At 66.2% G+C, this 16344-nt stretch carries 15 protein-coding genes and 2 tRNA genes; 8 read left to right on the top strand and 9 right to left on the bottom strand.

The genetic code is table 11. The features are described 5' to 3' along the window. The first annotated feature begins 40 nt into the window (after window positions 1–40). The 3 genes from HW274_RS07420 to def all read left to right on the top strand — a co-directional run bounded on the left by HW274_RS07420 (window position 41) and on the right by def (window position 1428). Window positions 41–607, top strand: coding sequence for a hypothetical protein (locus tag HW274_RS07420; protein ID WP_075254684.1), 567 nt, complete (start codon window positions 41–43; stop codon window positions 605–607). A gap of 90 nt (window positions 608–697) precedes the next feature. Next, window positions 698–769 (top strand) — tRNA-Asn (locus tag HW274_RS07415). Between the two features lie 167 nt (window positions 770–936). After that, on the top strand, window positions 937–1428 hold the full coding sequence (gene def, locus HW274_RS07410; protein WP_004564721.1) for a peptide deformylase: 492 nt from the start codon (window positions 937–939) through the stop codon (window positions 1426–1428). A 97-nt stretch (window positions 1429–1525) separates the two neighbouring features. Here def and HW274_RS07405 read toward each other — a convergent pair whose 3' ends face one another. From HW274_RS07405 to HW274_RS07390, 4 genes are all read right to left on the bottom strand, one after another. After that, window positions 1526–2026, bottom strand: a complete 501-nt coding sequence (locus HW274_RS07405; protein WP_004564722.1) for a DUF3145 domain-containing protein — start codon at window positions 2024–2026, stop codon at window positions 1526–1528. A gap of 174 nt (window positions 2027–2200) precedes the next feature. After that, the gene (locus tag HW274_RS07400; RefSeq protein ID WP_075254683.1) at window positions 2201–3454 is read right to left on the bottom strand and encodes a beta-ketoacyl synthase; all 1254 of its coding nucleotides are present in this window, start codon (window positions 3452–3454) and stop codon (window positions 2201–2203) included. Between the two features lie 8 nt (window positions 3455–3462). Continuing rightward, on the bottom strand, window positions 3463–3714 hold the full coding sequence (locus HW274_RS07395; RefSeq protein ID WP_075254682.1) for an acyl carrier protein: 252 nt from the start codon (window positions 3712–3714) through the stop codon (window positions 3463–3465). Window positions 3715–3976: 262 nt separating this feature from the next. Continuing rightward, the gene (locus tag HW274_RS07390; protein WP_178385026.1) at window positions 3977–5176 is read right to left on the bottom strand and encodes a CdaR family transcriptional regulator; all 1200 of its coding nucleotides are present in this window, start codon (window positions 5174–5176) and stop codon (window positions 3977–3979) included. Window positions 5177–5440: 264 nt separating this feature from the next. On the opposite strand from HW274_RS07390, the gene aspA reads away from it, so the two are divergent. Continuing rightward, a complete protein-coding gene (gene aspA / locus HW274_RS07385; RefSeq protein ID WP_185988509.1) occupies window positions 5441–6919 on the top strand; it encodes an aspartate ammonia-lyase in 1479 nt (492 codons plus the stop codon). 97 nt (window positions 6920–7016) lie between these two features. Here the strand turns inward: aspA and HW274_RS07380 are convergent, their stop codons facing one another. Both HW274_RS07380 and aceE read right to left on the bottom strand, forming a co-directional pair. Further along, a complete protein-coding gene (locus HW274_RS07380) occupies window positions 7017–7658 on the bottom strand; it encodes a DUF3060 domain-containing protein (RefSeq protein ID WP_185988508.1) in 642 nt (213 codons plus the stop codon). Window positions 7659–7766: 108 nt separating this feature from the next. Beyond that, window positions 7767–10520: a pyruvate dehydrogenase (acetyl-transferring), homodimeric type gene (aceE, locus tag HW274_RS07375; protein ID WP_075254678.1), complete on the bottom strand. Its 2754-nt coding sequence runs from the start codon at window positions 10518–10520 to the stop codon at window positions 7767–7769. 397 nt (window positions 10521–10917) lie between these two features. Here aceE and HW274_RS07370 point away from each other — a divergent pair, with 397 nt between their 5' ends. Beyond that, a complete protein-coding gene (locus HW274_RS07370) occupies window positions 10918–11322 on the top strand; it encodes a DUF3052 domain-containing protein (protein ID WP_075254677.1) in 405 nt (134 codons plus the stop codon). A gap of 174 nt (window positions 11323–11496) precedes the next feature. Further along, window positions 11497–11572: transfer RNA gene (locus HW274_RS07365), tRNA-Val, on the top strand. 35 nt (window positions 11573–11607) lie between these two features. Here HW274_RS07365 and HW274_RS07360 read toward each other — a convergent pair. Beyond that, the gene (locus HW274_RS07360) at window positions 11608–12522 is read right to left on the bottom strand and encodes an alpha/beta hydrolase (RefSeq protein ID WP_185988507.1); all 915 of its coding nucleotides are present in this window, start codon (window positions 12520–12522) and stop codon (window positions 11608–11610) included. Window positions 12523–12654: 132 nt separating this feature from the next. On the opposite strand from HW274_RS07360, the gene HW274_RS07355 reads away from it, so the two are divergent. Next, complete coding sequence (locus HW274_RS07355; RefSeq protein ID WP_075254675.1) at window positions 12655–12855, top strand: YdeI/OmpD-associated family protein; 201 nt, start codon at window positions 12655–12657, stop codon at window positions 12853–12855. A gap of 98 nt (window positions 12856–12953) precedes the next feature. Here the strand turns inward: HW274_RS07355 and HW274_RS07350 are convergent, their stop codons facing one another. Both HW274_RS07350 and HW274_RS07345 read right to left on the bottom strand, forming a co-directional pair. Then, window positions 12954–13994, bottom strand: coding sequence for a DUF1266 domain-containing protein (locus tag HW274_RS07350; protein WP_075254674.1), 1041 nt, complete (start codon window positions 13992–13994; stop codon window positions 12954–12956). A gap of 88 nt (window positions 13995–14082) precedes the next feature. Continuing rightward, complete coding sequence (locus HW274_RS07345; RefSeq protein WP_185988506.1) at window positions 14083–15255, bottom strand: aminotransferase class I/II-fold pyridoxal phosphate-dependent enzyme; 1173 nt, start codon at window positions 15253–15255, stop codon at window positions 14083–14085. A gap of 110 nt (window positions 15256–15365) precedes the next feature. Between HW274_RS07345 and HW274_RS12805 the strand changes: the two genes are divergently transcribed. Next, a complete protein-coding gene (locus HW274_RS12805) occupies window positions 15366–15827 on the top strand; it encodes a DNA-binding protein (protein ID WP_260679019.1) in 462 nt (153 codons plus the stop codon). The last annotated feature ends 517 nt before the right edge of the window (window positions 15828–16344 follow it).

Raw genomic sequence — 16344 nt, 5'->3', positions numbered from 1 at the left:
TGGCCCACGTCGGCGAGCAGGTGCAGGTAGCCTGGCGGTCATGCCGATCCTGCGCCGTCGTCAAGGCACACCCATCCGCTCCACCGCCACGCTTCCACTGCAGATGCGCGAACAGCTGCGCGAGCCCGACCTGGGGGCCGTTCCCCTGGACGCGGACGGCTCGGCGTGGGCGGTGGCCACGGCAGGCGCCCTGGTGGTCTTCAACGGGCGCAGCAGACCCGAGACCCACCCCTGGGACGAGGTGGAGCAGGGGAGCTGGGACGGCCAGGACCGCGTCTTCACCCTGAGGTGGACGCAGCAGGACCGCGAGGACCTGACTTTGAAGGTCCCGGCCGGAGTCCGCAACGGCGATGCCTACGCCTCAGCGGACGTGGCCCCCTTCGCCAAGGCCCTGCGCCAACGGGTCGAGGCCGCCATCATCCACAGCGCCGTGGCAACGCTCCCCAGTGGCGCCACGGCCACGGCCAGCGTGCGTCGGGGCAGTGACGGCGAGCTCTACTCCGTCACCCGGCCCCTGATCTCACAGGTCGATGAGGCGGAGGATCGCCGCGCGATTCAAGAGCTGGAAAACCGCGTCCGTGAGGGTGTGGGCCTGCCCACACGGTAGGATGTCGTTGGAATATCAGCGTTTCTTGTGCTTCGCTGGATTCGACGTCGCCGCGGGATGTTGCTAAAGTTCACTGCGCGTCAAACGCATTCCTGCGTAGCTCAATGGCAGAGCATCCGACTGTTAATCGGACGGTTGCTGGTTCGAGTCCAGCCGCAGGAGCAACCAGGGGAGTCCTCGGTCGATCAGGCCGGGGACTCTTCCTTTTCCATGTATTCGGTCCCGGGGTCAGGTGGCCTGTTCTGGATGGCGCTGGTGTGATGGCGAGCAGCAGATCACGAGATGGGTCGAACATGACCGCGTCGCTCCGGTCATGGGAGGATGCCGCCATGGCATACCGCGACATTCGCATCATCGGCGACCCGATCCTGCGCACCGAGTGCGACTGGATCACTGACATCGACGACTCCGTCAAGGCCCTCGTTGAGGACCTGCTCGAGACAGTCGATGAGGACGGCCGGGCCGGCCTGGCCGCCAATCAGATCGGGATCGGTCTGCGCGCCTTCTCTTGGAACATCGACGGGGAGATCGGCTACATCCTCAACCCCAAGATCGTCGAGGTCTCCAAGGACGAGTACCAGGACGGGGACGAGGGCTGCCTGTCAGTACCGGGTCTGTGGTTCCCCACAGAGCGGGCCTGGTACGCCCGTGCCGAGGGAGTGGACCTGGACGGCAAGGAGGTCGTCGTCGAGGGGGAGGAGCTCATGGCTCGTTGCATCCAGCACGAGTGCGACCACCTGGAGGGCCACCTCTACCTCGACCGTCTCGACCGCAAGAACCGGGCCAAGGCGATGAAGGAGCTACGAGCGCAGGGACTGTAACGTCCCCAGGACGCAAACCGGGTGGGGCAACAGGTTGCGAGACCTGTTGCCCCACCCGGTTTTCAGCAGGCGATGAGGCGTTTTGTGCTCGGCATTCCTAGCCGACGCGGTGCAGCCAGCGCACGGGCGCGCCGGCTCCGGCGTAGCGGAAGGGCTCGAGCTCGTCGTCCCAGGCCTGTCCCAGCGCCAGGTCGAGCTCGCGGCGCATCCTGTCAGGATCAGCAGCGTAGACGAGCGCGGCACGGATCCGGTCCTCGGGCACGACGACGTTGCCGTGAACATCCGTCTGGGCATGGAAGATGCCCAGGTCCGGGGTATGGGACCAGCGGCCGCCGTCGGTGCCGACACTCGCCTCCTCGGTCACCTCATAGCGCAGGTTCGCCCAGCCGCGCAGGGCGGAGGCAAGGCTGGCTCCTGTTCCAGCGGGCCCCACCCAACTGGTCTCGGCCCGCATCATGCCCTGGGCCGCAGGCTGCTCGGTCCAGTCGAGGTGGACACGCGAACCTAGCACCTCGGCCGCTGCCCACTCGATGTGGGGGCAGAGCGCCCGAGGTGCTGAGTGCACGAAAAGTACACCGCGGGTGTAGGCACCGATCATGAGTATCGCCTCCTGGTTGGTTTCGAGATTCGCCTTCCCCAACGGTCTCGACCCACAACCGGGCTCATGTCATGACGTACGCGGCATGCACGGCTATTGTGCCTGACCGCACCGGCCGGGTCCAGCGCCGTGGGTCACAGGCGAGGTCTCACGGCGGCTCCTGCACGAGCACGGCTACTGGCGGGTGAAGACCAGGGCGACGTTGTGTCCTCCGAAGCCGAAGGAGGTGCTGGCCGCCGTCGTCAGCTGGGGCAGGTCCCGGCCCTGCGGTCCAACAACGTCCAGCCCGAGCTGGGCCAGCTCCGGATCCACCCCGGCCGGCAGCAGCGTGGGCGGGGCACAGCGCGACTGCAGCGCCATGACGGTCAGCACCGCCTCCAGCCCCCCGGCCCCGCCCAGGAGGTGACCGGTGGCGGACTTCGTGGCACTGACGGCCGCGTTCGGAACCGTCTTGGCCAGGACACCGGCCTCGACGACGTCGCCGGCCGGTGTCGAGGTGGCGTGAGCGTTGACGTGCCCGACAGCGCCGGGGGCAAGCCCCGCGCGCTCCAGAGCCAGCCGCAGGGCTCGCTCCTGCTGCGCGCCCGATGGTTCGGGGCGTGCGACGTCGTAGGCGTCGGCAGTGATACCGGAGCCCGCCAGCACGGCCAGGATCCGAGCTCCTCGGGCCTTGGCATGCGCGGCGCGCTCCAGAACGAGGAGCCCGGCGCCCTCGCCCAGGACGAAGCCGTCGCGGTCCGGGGCGAAGGGGCGTGAGGCGGTCTGCGGGTCGGCGTTGCGCGTCGACAGGGCCCGCATGGCGCCGAAGGCTGCCACGGTCATCGGGTGGAGGGCCGCATCGGTCCCCCCGGCCACCACGACGTCAGCCCGCCCCAGACTGATGAGATCCGCACCGTAGGCGATGGCCTCTGCCCCCGACGCGCAGGCCGAGACAGGAGCATGGATGCCGCCGTGGGCCCCCAGCTCGATCCCGACGGCGGCCGCCGGGGCATTGGGCATGAGCGCCGGGACCGCCGTCGGCAGAACCCGCCGGGGCCCCTTCTCCCTCAGGGTGTCCCACGCTTCCATGACCGACAGGACCGGCCCCATGCCCGGGGAGACGGACACCGCCAGACGCTGGGAGGTGACCTGCGGGGCCCCCGCCTGCTCCCAGGCCTGGCGGGCGGCCAGCAGCGCGCACTGACTGGCACGGTCGAGACGGCGCAGCTGGCGCGGCGGGAGCGTCTCGGCGGGATCGACCGCCAGGGGGGCGCCGATCCGCACGGGCAGGTCATGGCTCTTGACCCACTCGTGCTCGAAGGCGCGAACCGCGCAGGTGCCCTCGTTCAGGGCGCTCCAGGTGGACTCGACGTCTGCTCCCAGAGGGTTGACGGTCCCCAGTCCGGTGACGACGACGTCGTCAGGGCGGCACTCGGCTTCCGGGCTCATGCGTGTCGTCAGGCCTTCTTGGAGATCACCAGGTCGACCAGCGCTCCAACAGTGGGCAGGGTCGGGATGAGGGAGTCGTCCAGGGCCACGCCGAAACGCTCCTCGACCTGGGTGGCGATGGTCAGCAGACCCAGTGAGTCGACGTCGAGGTCCTGAGCGAAGGTGGTCTCCCGAGTGATGTCCTTGGCGGCGACGCCGGACTCCTCGCTGACGATCTGAGTGATGACGGACAGGACGTCGTCCTTGCTCTGCTCAGCCATGGTGGCTCCTTCTGGTGCCGCGACGGAGCATTCAGGTTCCGTAGCGGCGCTGTGACTCGATGATGGTTGTGCTTCGCCGGCGGCTGCGCCGCAGGTCAGACCATTGTCCCAGATGAGAAGGGGTGTTCCTGAATCGGTGCGCCGCCGGCGTCGGCCTGCGGACGGGGCGCGGTCAAAGCGCCACGACCGGCCCCGTCCGAAGGTGATGGACGGGGCCGGTCGTGCAGGAGTGGATGTGGGTGCGTAGCAGGCGCGCGGTACGTCAGGCCTCTCGGCTGACAGCGAGTCGGCCCACGATGATCGCCATGTGCAGCATGAGGCCGTCACGGGCGTTCGTCGCGTCCCAGCCGACCTGCTCGCTGACCCGGCCCAGGCGGTATCGCACGGTGTTGGCGTGCACGAACAGGTTCCGGGCGGTGGCCTCCAGGCTGCCGCCCAGGGCCAGGTAGGTTGCCACCGTGCTCTCGAAGGGGTCGCCCATCTCGTGCAGAGGGGCGTGCACCAGGTTGAGGATCTGCTCGCAGGCGAGCTCATCGCCGGCCAGAAGGCGCTCAGGAAGGAGGTCGTCGGCGTGGACCGGGTTGGGAGCCTCGGCCCAGCCGGGCAGGGCTCGTAGCCCGGCCAGGGCCGAGCGCAGCGAACGACCCGCGTGCGAGATCCCTGGAACCACCGGGCCGACGACGGCCGACCCGCCCAGGCCGCCGGCCACCTGCATGGCCGCCTGGTCCACCAGCTGCTCAGGGGTGGCCTCCCGACCGGAGTGCTTGGATGTCGGAGCGTGAGCCGCCTGGCTGTCACCCAGGACGATGAGGACGGAGTCGCCGCGTACCGATACCAGACAGTCGCTGGCCAGGTTGCGGCACTCGTGGCGCAGCCTGGAGACGCCGAGCGCATCGAGAGTGGTCTTGGCGGCGATGGCCGCCACCGGCCCGGTCCCGTTCCAGCCGGCGGTTCCGGCTCGGGTCGCGGCGTCCTCGGGGGCGTCGTGAAGCATCGCATCGACCGCCACGGACTCCAACCGTGCGTCCCAGGCGCCGCGGGCCTCGGCCGCCCGGGCGTACACCTCGGCCGCGGCGAAGCCGACGTCACGCCCGAAGGTCAGGACGAGGATGCGGACGGTGTCATGGTCCTCCTCGGGCACGGCTCGAGGAGCCTCGTCAACAACGACGTCGAGGACGGTGCGCACCAGAGCCAAGGTCTGCTCCAGCGTGATGACGCCGGTCAGGGCCGCAGGCGCCACGGAGAAGATCTGTGAGGGGGTCAGCGGGGTCGAGGGGTTCTCCGCCGAGTCGACGAACATGGTGACGCCCAGGCGGGCGACCGCCGCGATCTGGTCGCGCGATCCTTCCGGTAGGGTTCGGTAGAAATCGTGGGCCGAACTGATGCGGTCCAGTGAGTGTTCAATAATTGTGTCCTGCGCCTGTCGCAGTGCAGACACTCCCGGAGCGCTCAACTCATCCATGCTGTGGATGCTACCGACTGGAATATCCTGAGGACAGTAGGTTCTCGATTGGCGCGGCGTGTGATCCAACACGAGTTTGTCTTGAAAATACGGGGATAACTGAGGGTGGTGTGTCGTCGAGGCGGAGCGGATTAGGCAGGTTACAATAGCGTAACCATTGTGGAAGCCATGGTATGTGAATCTGCAATGACCTGAACGTGCGTGTCGTATGTCAGCATGGATGCGCGCAAGCAGGTGCCTAGCTAGATAACTCGGAGGCTCAGGATGACGAAGGCAACCCGCGCAGAGGAAGATCTTCTTGGTGCACGGGAAGTTCCATTGGAAGCCTATTGGGGAATCCATACGCTACGTGCGATGGAGAACTTCCAGATCTCTGGATCGGTGGTTGGTGACGAAGAGGCCTTTGTTCGCGGCATGGTGCAGGTGAAGAAGGCGTCAGCGTTAGCGAACAGTGATCTGGGGGCTCTTGACCCGGAGGTCGCTGGTGCGATTGTGTGGGCGTGTGACCAGGTGCTGGTCGCCGAGCGTTGCCTCGATCAGTTCCCGGTCGACCAGTTCCAGGGGGGTGCTGGGACCAGCGTCAATATGAATACCAACGAGGTGATCGCCAACCTCGCGCTGGAGTACCTGGGATATGCCAAGGGCCGTTATGACATCATCAACCCCAACGATCATGTCAACAAGTCCCAGTCGACGAACGACGCTTACCCGACCGGATTCCGCTTGGGGCTGTTCACCCTTGTCGGTTCGCTCATCGAGGAGCTCGAGCGACTCATTGCCGCGATGCGAGCCAAGGGGGCCGAGCTCGTCCATGTTCTGAAGATGGGGCGCACTCAGCTTCAGGATGCTGTTCCGATGAGCCTGGGGCAGGAGTTCGAGGCCTTCGCCGTTCTGCTGGAGGAGGAGGTCAGTCGGCTTCACAACAATGCCGCCCTGCTTCTGGAGGTGAACCTTGGGGCCACGGCGATCGGCACGGGGCTCAACACGCCTCCGGACTATCAGCGCACTGTTGTCGGGCGTCTGCGGGAGATCACCGGTCTGGACATTCGAGGAGCGCATGACCTGCTGGAAGCCACGAGTGACACGGGTGCCTACGTCTCGATGCATGCGGCGATCAAGCGCCTGGCGGTGAAGCTGTCCAAGATCTGCAACGACTTGCGCCTGCTGTCCTCCGGGCCTCGTGCGGGGCTGGGGGAGATCAGGTTGCCTGAACGCCAGGCCGGTTCCTCCATCATGCCGGCCAAGGTCAATCCGGTGATCCCCGAGGTGGTCAACCAGGTCTGCTTCAAGGTCATGGGGAACGATGTGGCGCTGACCTTCGCCGCTGAGGCGGGACAGCTCCAGCTCAACGTCATGGAACCGGTGATCGCCCAGGCGATTTTCGAGTCGATCAATCTGCTCACCCGCGGGATGTCGACCCTGCGGGAGCTGTGCGTCGTGGGGATTGAGGCCAACGAGGAGGTGTGTCGCCGCAATGTGCTGGACTCGATTGGAATCGTTACCTACCTCAACCCGGTGATCGGTCATCACAACGGCGACCTGGTGGGCCGTGAATGCGCCCGTTCGGGACGCAGCGTGCGCGAGGTGGTTCTGGAGATGGGGCTGCTCGATGAGTCTGTTCTTGATGAGATTCTCAGCCCCGAGAACCTTCTGCGTCCCCATTTCCGCGACTTGAACGTCTACTCAGGATCCGATCCGTCAACTCCGCCGGTTGTGTCCGCGGCGCCTGGCGCGGAGGAGTAAGGGGAATCGGCCTTCCGAAGGTCGGCGGGCAGTCGGCGGCTTGTCGCACTGCCTCACCGACATCGGAGGGCTGCTTCCGGCTCTGTCTCCCAAGGCATCATGAGAAGGATCGGCAGGAACGGACGACAGGGGCGTGAACATCCTTGCCGATGATGTTGAGACCTTGCGGATCCACCTTCGCCTGGGGAGGCCTGGAGTGCCAGAAGACGTAATTCTGGCTGTCGCCGTCGTTCGAGCCGAACGTGACTTTATTGGAGGCTCCGATCCAGACCGTGTTGTCGAAGCCGTTGACGGTCAGTGACTCGATCTCCCCTTCGATGACGACCACAAGACTTTGTGCGGTGATTGTTACGTCTCGAGCACCTGCCGAGACCTTGACCACCTGATCGGTGGAGAGCTCGTTAGCGGTGACGCTGACCTGCTCGGAGGCCGGTATGACCTTGGTGACCTGGGCCTCCGCCTGGGCGCGGGTGTCCTCCGCGTCGTTGTTGATCAGCTCGTCGTCGTACTCCTGGATGTCAGAGGACGTGCAGTTGCCGTACTCCAACGGATCCATGGGGCTGGGGTCCTCCAGCTTCCCGGTGGGCTCCTCCGCGCCCTCCGGGGCGGCGTCCTGAGCCTGGTCCGGAGGTGCCGACGACGTCCCCCTGGCGCCGGTCCAGCCGACTGAGCAACCGGACAGGGTCAGCAGGCACGCGGCCATGAAGGCGGTCGAGCGCAGGAGCTGGGAGCGGGACACGGGAGGACCTCATTCGGCAGACATGGTGGTGCCGGTGGAACACGGAAGACCGCGCTCCACCGGCACCACAATTGGTCAGTGCGTCCAACTATAGCCGCACGGAGCGGATCAGGACTCCCCTCCCTGGGACCCGGAGGTGCCTGCGTTGACGTTGGTCAAGTCATAGCGGGCAACGGCCTGGGCCAGGACGGAGCGGTCGAGGCGCCCCTGCTCCACCAGAGCCTGGAGGGCACGCACCACCACCGACTGGGCGTCAATGAGGTAGTGGCGTCTGGCGGCGGCCCGGGTGTCGGAGAATCCGAAGCCGTCAGCGCCCAGGGTGTAGTAGTCACCGGGCACCCAGGCGCGGATCTGGTCGGGGACCAGGTGGTCGTAGTCGCTGGTGGCGATGAAGGGACCAGTGGCCTCGGAGAGCTTCTGCGTCAGGTAGGGGACCTGCTGCTCGGCGTCGGGGGCCAGGAAGTTGGCCTTCTCCACCTCCAGGGCCTGGCGCCGCAGCTCGTTCCAGCTGGTGACGGACCAGGTGGCGGCGCGCACGCCCCAGTCCTCGGCCAGGATGCGGCGAGCCTCCTCGATCCAGGGCACTCCGACGCCGGAGGCCAGGAGCTGGACCTCAGGGCCCTCGCCGTCAGGAGCCGTGCTGATGCGGTGAATACCACGCAGGATTCCCTCGACGTCGACGCCTTCGGGCTCAGCGGGCTGGTGAATCGGCTCGTTGTAGACGGTCAAGTAGTACATGACGTCGCGGTTGCGACCCGAGTCCGGGCCGTACCAGCGCTCCAGGGCGTCGCGCACGATGTGTCGGATCTCGTAGGCATAGGCCGGGTCGTAGCTGACGACGGCGTCGTTGGTGGCTGCGATGACAGGGGAGTGACCGTCCATGTGCTGGGTGCCCTCACCGGTCAGGGTGGTGCGCCCGGCGGTGGCCCCAATGATGAAGCCGCGGGTCAGCTGGTCGCCGGCAGCCCAGAACTGGTCGCCGGTGCGCTGGAAGCCGAACATCGAGTAGAAGATGTAGACCGGGATCATGGGCTCGCCGTGGGTGGCGTAGCTCGTACCGGCCACCTGGAACAGGGAGGTCGAACCGGCTTCGTTGATGCCCGTGTGCATGAGCTGACCGGAGGCGGACTCCCGGTAGGACAGCATCATGTCGGCGTCGACCGGTGTGTAGTTCTGACCCTGGGTGTTGAAGATCTTCTTCGTGGGGAAGAGTGACTCCAGCCCGAAGGTGCGCGACTCGTCCGGAACGATCGGGACGATGCGACGGCCGATGCCCTTGTCCTTGATGAGCTCCTTGAGCAGACGTACGAAGGCCATCGTGGAGGCGACCTCCTGCTTGCCCGAGCCGCCCTTGAGGATGTCGTAGGTCTTGTCACCGGGCAGCTCGAGCTCGACACCGGCATCGCGGCGCTCGGGGATGAAGCCGCCGAGCTGGCGGCGCCGGTCCAGCATGTAGAGCAGCGAGGGGTCGTCTGCGGCCGGCCGGTAGTACGGCGGCATCTTCGGGTTGGCCTCGAGCTGCTCGTCGGTGATCGGGATGTGGAGCCGGTCGCGCAGGGCCTTGAGGTCGTCCAGCGTCAGCTTCTTCATCTGGTGAGTGGCGTTACGGCCTGCGAAGTGGCCGCCCAAGAGGTAGCCCTTGACCGTGTGCGCCAGGATGACAGTGGGCTGGCCCTTGTGCTCCGTGGCCGCCTTGTAGGCGGCGTACATCTTGCGGTAGTCGTTGCCGCCGCGCTGCAGGGCCCAGATCTCGTCGTCGGTCCAGTCCTTGACGAGCTCGGCGGTGCGCGGGTCGCGGCCGAAGAAGTGCTCACGGATGTAGGCGCCGTCGTTGGCCTTGAAGGTCTGGTAGTCGCCGTCGAGGGTCTCCATCATGAGGTGCTCGAGGGCGTGGTCCTTGTCCGCGGCGAGGAGCTGGTCCCAGCCACGGCCCCAGATCACCTTGATGACGTTCCAGCCCGCGCCCTTGAAGAAGGCCTCGAGCTCCTGGATGATCTTGCCGTTTCCGCGCACCGGGCCGTCGAGGCGCTGCAGGTTGCAGTTGATGACGAAGGTGAGGTTGTCCAGTTGCTGGTTGGCGGCCAGCTGCAGCATGCCGCGCGACTCGGGCTCGTCCATCTCACCGTCACCCAGGAAGGCCCAGGTGTGCTGCTGAGAGGTGTCCTTGATGCCGGCGCCCTGGAGGTACTTGTCGAACCAGGCCTGGTAGATCGCCTCGGACGGGCCAAGACCCATGGAGACGGTGGGGTACTCCCAGAAGTCCTCCATGCGGCGCGGGTGGGGGTAGGAGGGCAGACCGCGGCCACCGGCCGGGCGCGACTCCTCCTGGCGGAAGCCGTCCAGGTCGGCCTCAGTCAGACGGCCCTCGATGAAGGCGCGGGCGTAGTTTCCCGGTGAGGCGTGGCCCTGGAAGAAGATGTGGTCGCCGCCGCCCGGGTGGTCCTTGCCGCGGAAGAAGTGGTTGAAGCCGACCTCGTAGAGGGTCGCGGTCGAGGCGTAGGAGGAGATGTGTCCGCCGACCCCGACCCCGGGGCGCTGGGCGCGGGTGACCATGACGGCGGCGTTCCAGCGCAGCCAGCGCCGGTAGGTGCGCTCGGCGCTCTCGTCGCCGGGGAAGTAGGGCTCGTTGGCGACGTCGATGGTGTTGATGTACGGCGTCGTCGTCTCGGTGGGGACCGTGACGTTCTTCTGTCGGGCCTGAGCCAGCATGCTCAGCAGGATGTAGCGCGCACGCTTGGCGCCCTTGTCCGCGATGAGGGCATCGAGGGACTCGTGCCACTCCTTGGTCTCCTCTGGGTCGTTGTCGGTCACCTTCGTCAGGAGGCCGTCAATGAGCGGCGTGGAGTCACTGGTGGGGCTCACGGAATCCTCTTTCCTCGCGTCTGTGCGGTCGGCCTGAGCCTCATTGCGTGCCGTGGCGCCGAAGGCGGCGTCGGCGTGCGCCTGAAGTCAGGCCACTGTGGATGACGGCCCTAATCTACGACCTGCAACGGCGCGAACGCTGCACCCAACGGGAGGAAAGTCCTACCTCACGTATGATGTGGCTCACATAATGATGGGTTGATTTCAGTTCCTGGGGCAGAGGGAGCGGAGCCTCGAGATCGCGACCGCACCGGAACCGACCTTCAAAGGAAAGTCCAAGGTAACCTGACGTGCGTGTTCACTTGCGCGGCTGGTGCCGGGTGCGGTGGGCTAGTACCCATCGCCCAGCAACGGGCGGGCGGTAGACGGGCTGGGCCCAGAAGGACGGTGTAAAGACGTGGCGAGTACAGCGGGTGGGGCTTTCGGCTTCGCCTCCGGTCTCATCATTCAGGAGTTCGGCTACGACGACGACGTCGACGAGACCTTGCGGCAGGCCGTCGAGGCCGAGACCGGAACCACTCTGGTGGACGAGGACTATGAGGACGTGGCCGACTCGGCCATCGTGTGGTGGCGCGACGAGGACGGCGACGTCGACGACCTCACCGATCTCCTCGTGGACGCTCAGGCCAACCTTGACGGTGCAGGACTCATCTGGGTGCTGACGCCCAAGGCGCGCACCACCGGCGCCGTCCCGGCCGCTGAGGTGGAGGAAGCTGCCCAGACGGCAGGCATGCATGCGACCTCCGCCGCTTCCATGGGACAGCACTGGAGTGGCATCAGGGTCTCCAGCCGAGGACGCTGAGGCGACCCGATCGCATCGCGGCATGCTGCGCACTCAGCGGCTGAGATGAGCCGGGACGAGTGGTGGCCCGTCCGGTGAGGGCGGTAGAGTCTCCGGCGGAGGCGGCTTCCGTCGTCCGTTGTGTGTGCAGGCACTGGGAGCTCGGGCAACGTGCTCCCGGCCGCCACTGCACCTGGACCTGTAGCTCAGTTGGTAGAGCAACGCGTTTACACCGCGTCGGTCGTCGGTTCGAGTCCGGCCGGGTCCACCATGCGTGTGGCTGGGCGCCGGCGTGCCCGCACTACCTCAGGCTTCACTCTGCGAGCCGAGGCGTCGAGCCAGGCCGGCGACGGCGTCGACGAGTTCCGTGATTCCCGGGTCCTCGACGGGGAAGTGGCCGCACTCGCGCAGGATCACCAGGTCGGCCGGACCCGCTGCTCGCGACAGAACTCGGGTGCTGAGCTCGACTGGTGTCCACGCGTCCCGACCTGGGTGCAGCAGCGTCACCGGCGTGCGGTTGCGCTCGGGCGGGGTGTGTGTGAACCGCAGGTAGGAGGCGAGAAACCCCAAGGGGACTCTGGCGGCGCCCCCACGCGGATCGATAGAGCACAGACGAGACAGTGCGCGATCGCGGCTCATCCTCCGCAGATTCGCCACAGCGCTCATCGAGACCATGGTGCGTGCCAGCCCTCTTCGGGCGAGCACCGACAATGGCCCGCCCAGGACGCCTAGTGCTCCTGCACGCGTCATATGCGCTCGGGCGCGCCAGTTGCCCGGGTCGAGCAGACACGTGGCCGCCACCGCCGCAACATGCGGCGAACGGGCAGCCACCTCATAGGCGAGAAGGCCACCGATGCTAGCGCCCAGAATCACCAGGGGGCGGTGGTCGCGCTCGGCCTCAACGAGGTCGATGAGGAGATCGACCCAGGTGTCGTAACGCACGGCTGCAGGATCCGGTGACCTCGTGCGTCCGTACAGAGGCAGGTCGACGGCACTGATGTCAATGCCGCGTGAGGCCACCAGCGCGGCGATGGGCCACAGCGCCCCGCTGTGCCCGCCCGCCCCGTGGACGAGCAGCACCCGGGCTGGCGCCCCCGGTTCGGGAGCGCGCGCAATGTGCACACGATGGCCGTGCCACCGCCACCACGTCGACTGAGGCGCCAGCGAGGCCGCGTGCTGGTGGTGGCGCGGTAGGAAGGGCACGTACGGATTGGCCTGCATACGTCGATGCTAGTTGCGCGAGCCGCGGCGCCTGCGCTTGCGTCTACGACGGAGGTAAAGATGCCTACTGCAAGCTCCCTAGCTGACCCCTTATCCGTGCGATAGTTCTGTCAATCGGCCAGAGGAGAGGCAATGAGTGACGAGCAGACGGGCATGCCGGCGGAGCTGTCCGAGGCGCTGTCGGAGAATGAGGCGGCGGAGAGGATATTCGAGGCTCTACCCCCATCGCACCGTAACGAGTACCTGCGATGGATCGGTGAGGCGAAGCGCGCCGAGACACGTCGTCGCCGGGCCGTCAAAGCAGCAGAGATGATGGTGGACAAGCACGGATAGTCCCAGCCCGGACCTGGCTGCCCGCGCCGAGCCGTCGTCATGGTGATAGGCGGGCACAGTCCGGCGTCTCGGTGCAGTGCCGCCGTTGACGCGATTCCTCAGGCGCGCTTGGCGAAGCGGTGGTGCTGGTCGGCGTGGGTGCCGAAGTGCTGGGGGCGGTGCTGTCCGCGGGCAATGACCTGATCGTCAATCCAGCGCTCCCAGTGCGTTGCGCGCTTCCGATCACCCGCACTCAGTGGTGCGGCCACGCCGGCGTCGAGGAGGTCGTCGAGGATCAGGAACGAGGGCTCGGGAGTCTCAACGTTCCAGTCGATAAGCCCCCATGGCCCGTCGGGGCTGAGGAGAACCAGCGAGCGGTTGAGGTCGTGCAGGTCGTTGAAGTGCTCGTCCTTGCCGCTCGTGGAGTTCCAGTACCAGCGTGCCAGCCGGAACGACTCCGACACCTGCGTCCAGCTCCGATAACGCTCCCGCAGGCCGCGATCCAGGATAGAGAGCGTGTCCCAGGTCTCCTCCTCGGTCAGCCAGCCCAGCGCGAGTCCGCAGCGCGTCAGCATGGCGGCACGGACCAGGTCCCAGGCGGAGAAGTCCACGTTGCGGATGTCCCGATCGTTGTTGAGCATGCGCTCAAGGCGCCACAGTGTCTCGGCTGCGTCTGAGGATGACTCGGCAGACTCTCGCAGCTCGTGGCGTTCAGCCTCCGCCAGCGAGGTGTCGACCCAGCGGGCGCGCTCCGCTTCGAAGCCAGAGCGGTGGCCGGAGGTGATGAGCCAGTGAACCCGGGAGAGGAGGTCGGCGCGGGAGCACACTCCCCAGTCGAGGGAGAGCATGGTGCGCGTACCGTCAAGATCAGAGCAGGTGAGACGGTCCCACGGGTCCCGGCGGCACAGGGAGTACGGCGCGCAGATCGCCAGTAGTCGTTCATGTGGGCCGGCGGTGAACTCATCGGGCGCGGAGACCCTGACAGGCCGATGGTGCTCAGTGAGCTCATTCCATGTGGACTCCTCACCCCGGTGCGGGGCCGAGGCGGCCTTATCGCGGCGCAAGCGCATTTTTTGATGGATTGTTTTGGAGATCTCGATGGTGGCGATCACTCCAAAAACCGCCAAAGCGGCGGAGAGAAGCAGGGTCTGCACGGACATGACGAGAATTGTGCAACATGTGAACAGGTGAGTGCCACATTGATGCACATGGCTCGACATCGGATTATTGAGTTGAATGCCTGTTTATTTACAGGTTGTTGATGAAAGTTTCGAGGCGTTTCATTCCCTCGTGCAGCTCGTCGCGGGAGGCGGCATAGGACAGTCGCACGTGGGAGTGGGCCGTGGTCGTGGAGAAGTCCTGCCCTGGAGTGAGGGCCACATGCGCCTCCTCAAGTGCACGGTGACAGAAGGTCTGGGCGTCGAGCCCTGTGGAGGAGACGTCGAAGTAGACATAGAAGGCGCCGTCGGGCAGGACTGGGACTGGAAGGCCGATGTGTTCCAGCCCATCGAGCACGATGCTCCTGCGGGCGAGGAGCTCGTGGCGGCGCTGCTCGCACACGGAGATGGATTCGGGGGAGAAGACCGCCAGCGCGGCCTGCTGAATGGGCGTCGAAGCGCACAGGAAGTAGTTGACCGCCAGGTTCTCGACGGAGGCCACCAGCTGCTCGGGAAGAATCGTCCAGCCCAGTCGCCATCCCGTCATCCCGAAGTACTTGGAGAAGGAGTTGATGACGATGGCCTCGGAGTCGGTCTCCAGGACGGTGCGGGCGGGTGCGCCGTCCTCGCCCGGATCGGCCAGGCCCAGATAGATCTCGTCGACGATCCGCCAGGCGCTGCGTTCGCGTGCCAGTGCACAGATCGACTCCAGCTCCTCGAAGGGGATCGACGTGCCCGTGGGGTTGGAGGGGGTCGCCAGCATGACCGCGCTCGTCTGAGGAGTCCACGCCGCCTCGGCTGCGGCCCGGTCCATCTGGTAGCGGCTGGCAGGACTGGTGGGCGCCAGAACGATCCGACCGCCGTAGGTCTCCACCAGCTGCCGGTTGCAGGGGTAGGACGGATCGGCGATGACGACGTCGTCACCGGACTGGGTGGTAGCAGCGGCCACCAGCAGGAGCGCCGAGGACGCGCCGGTGGTGACGACGATCCGGGCAGGATCGACCTCGACGCCGTGCCTGTCCCGGTAGAAGCCCGCGATGGCCTCACGCAGTGCGAGCAGGCCCAGGGCGGGGGAGTAGGGCAGGGGCCGGCCGTCCATAACGCGGCACATCTCCTCACGGACCGCGGGAGGGGCGCCGAAGTCGGGCTCGCCCAGACTGAGCTTGGCGATCGAGTGGCCCTCCGCCTGGAGGATTCCAGCGCGTTCGCCGATGCTCATCGCATAGAAGGGCTGAGCGGCTGAGGCCCGGGCGGCGATCTTCATGACGTCTCCTTGACGCGGGGGTAGGACAGGGACAGTGTCCCCCTTCCCGTAGCGGGAGGGCAAAGGTTCCGTGAGGGAACAGCGATGTTTCGAGAACCGGAGGTGAGGGTTTGTATAGCGATGCTGTGGTGCGCTTCAGCAAGCTTGACACAAACAACTGGAAGCCCCTACTCGCCTTCCGCAAGCGTCTCATCGCGGGTGAGGTGGTTCAGGAATCGAGCACGGCTAGCGTAGCGCCTACCGCGCAGGCCAGCGAGACCCCGACGGCCCGCGGCATCCGTAACATGACCTGCCGTCCGATCAGCGCAGCCAAGAAGCAGCAGATCGTCGATCTGGCCCGCACGGGCATAGCTGTCAGCCAGATCGCTGCGGAGGTCGGCGTCGCAGAGACCACTGTCCGTGCCACCTGCCGCCAGGCTACGCAGCCGCCCCGCCGCAGGCGACGCTTCACCAGCGATGACCTCCAGCGTGCTCAGCAGCTCCACGCTCAGGGGCGTACCTACATCGAGATCGGGATGGAGCTCGGCTTCGGGCGGGACACGGTCAAGAAGCATCTGGCGACGCAGATGTGAGTATCCAGAACGGCACGACGATGTTGGTGCAACACCTCCAACGTCCAGCCGGTCTATTCACGCGCGGCATATCTTCTGCACCCGCACTCCCCACACCGCTCATACATCGTCATGCTCGGTGCGAGTCGCGTGCGCTGGCGCAGGGCATGCTGCGTGATGGCATGCCCGCAGGTGCACAGTGGTACTTGGGCGAGGCACTGTGGTGGCGGCTGGACTCGTGTCTTCTTGCCAAGCACAACGCTGCCGTCACCAAGGAGGACGTACGGAACCAGGGGGAGTGGTCCGCCTGGCTGCTCTTGCTTGAGCCACTCGTAGTACCTCCTGGTGATACCTCGCCGACTCTCAAGTTCATAGTCAGGGAGTTCTCTATCGAGCGGAAGTGGCTGCGGCACGTGCAGTGCCAGGTGACGGCCCGGCTCGATAGTTTGGTCGATTGTCGCCCACACAGTGAAGACGGCAAGCGACTTTCGGAGATCGCCCTTGGGATTGATGCGTTTGGTGCAGACAGACCAGCGTG

The sequence above is a fragment of the Actinomyces sp. oral taxon 169 genome, from assembly GCF_013394715.1.
Lineage (GTDB): Bacteria > Actinomycetota > Actinomycetes > Actinomycetales > Actinomycetaceae > Actinomyces.
This window is presented reverse-complemented; position numbering and strand designations above follow the sequence as displayed.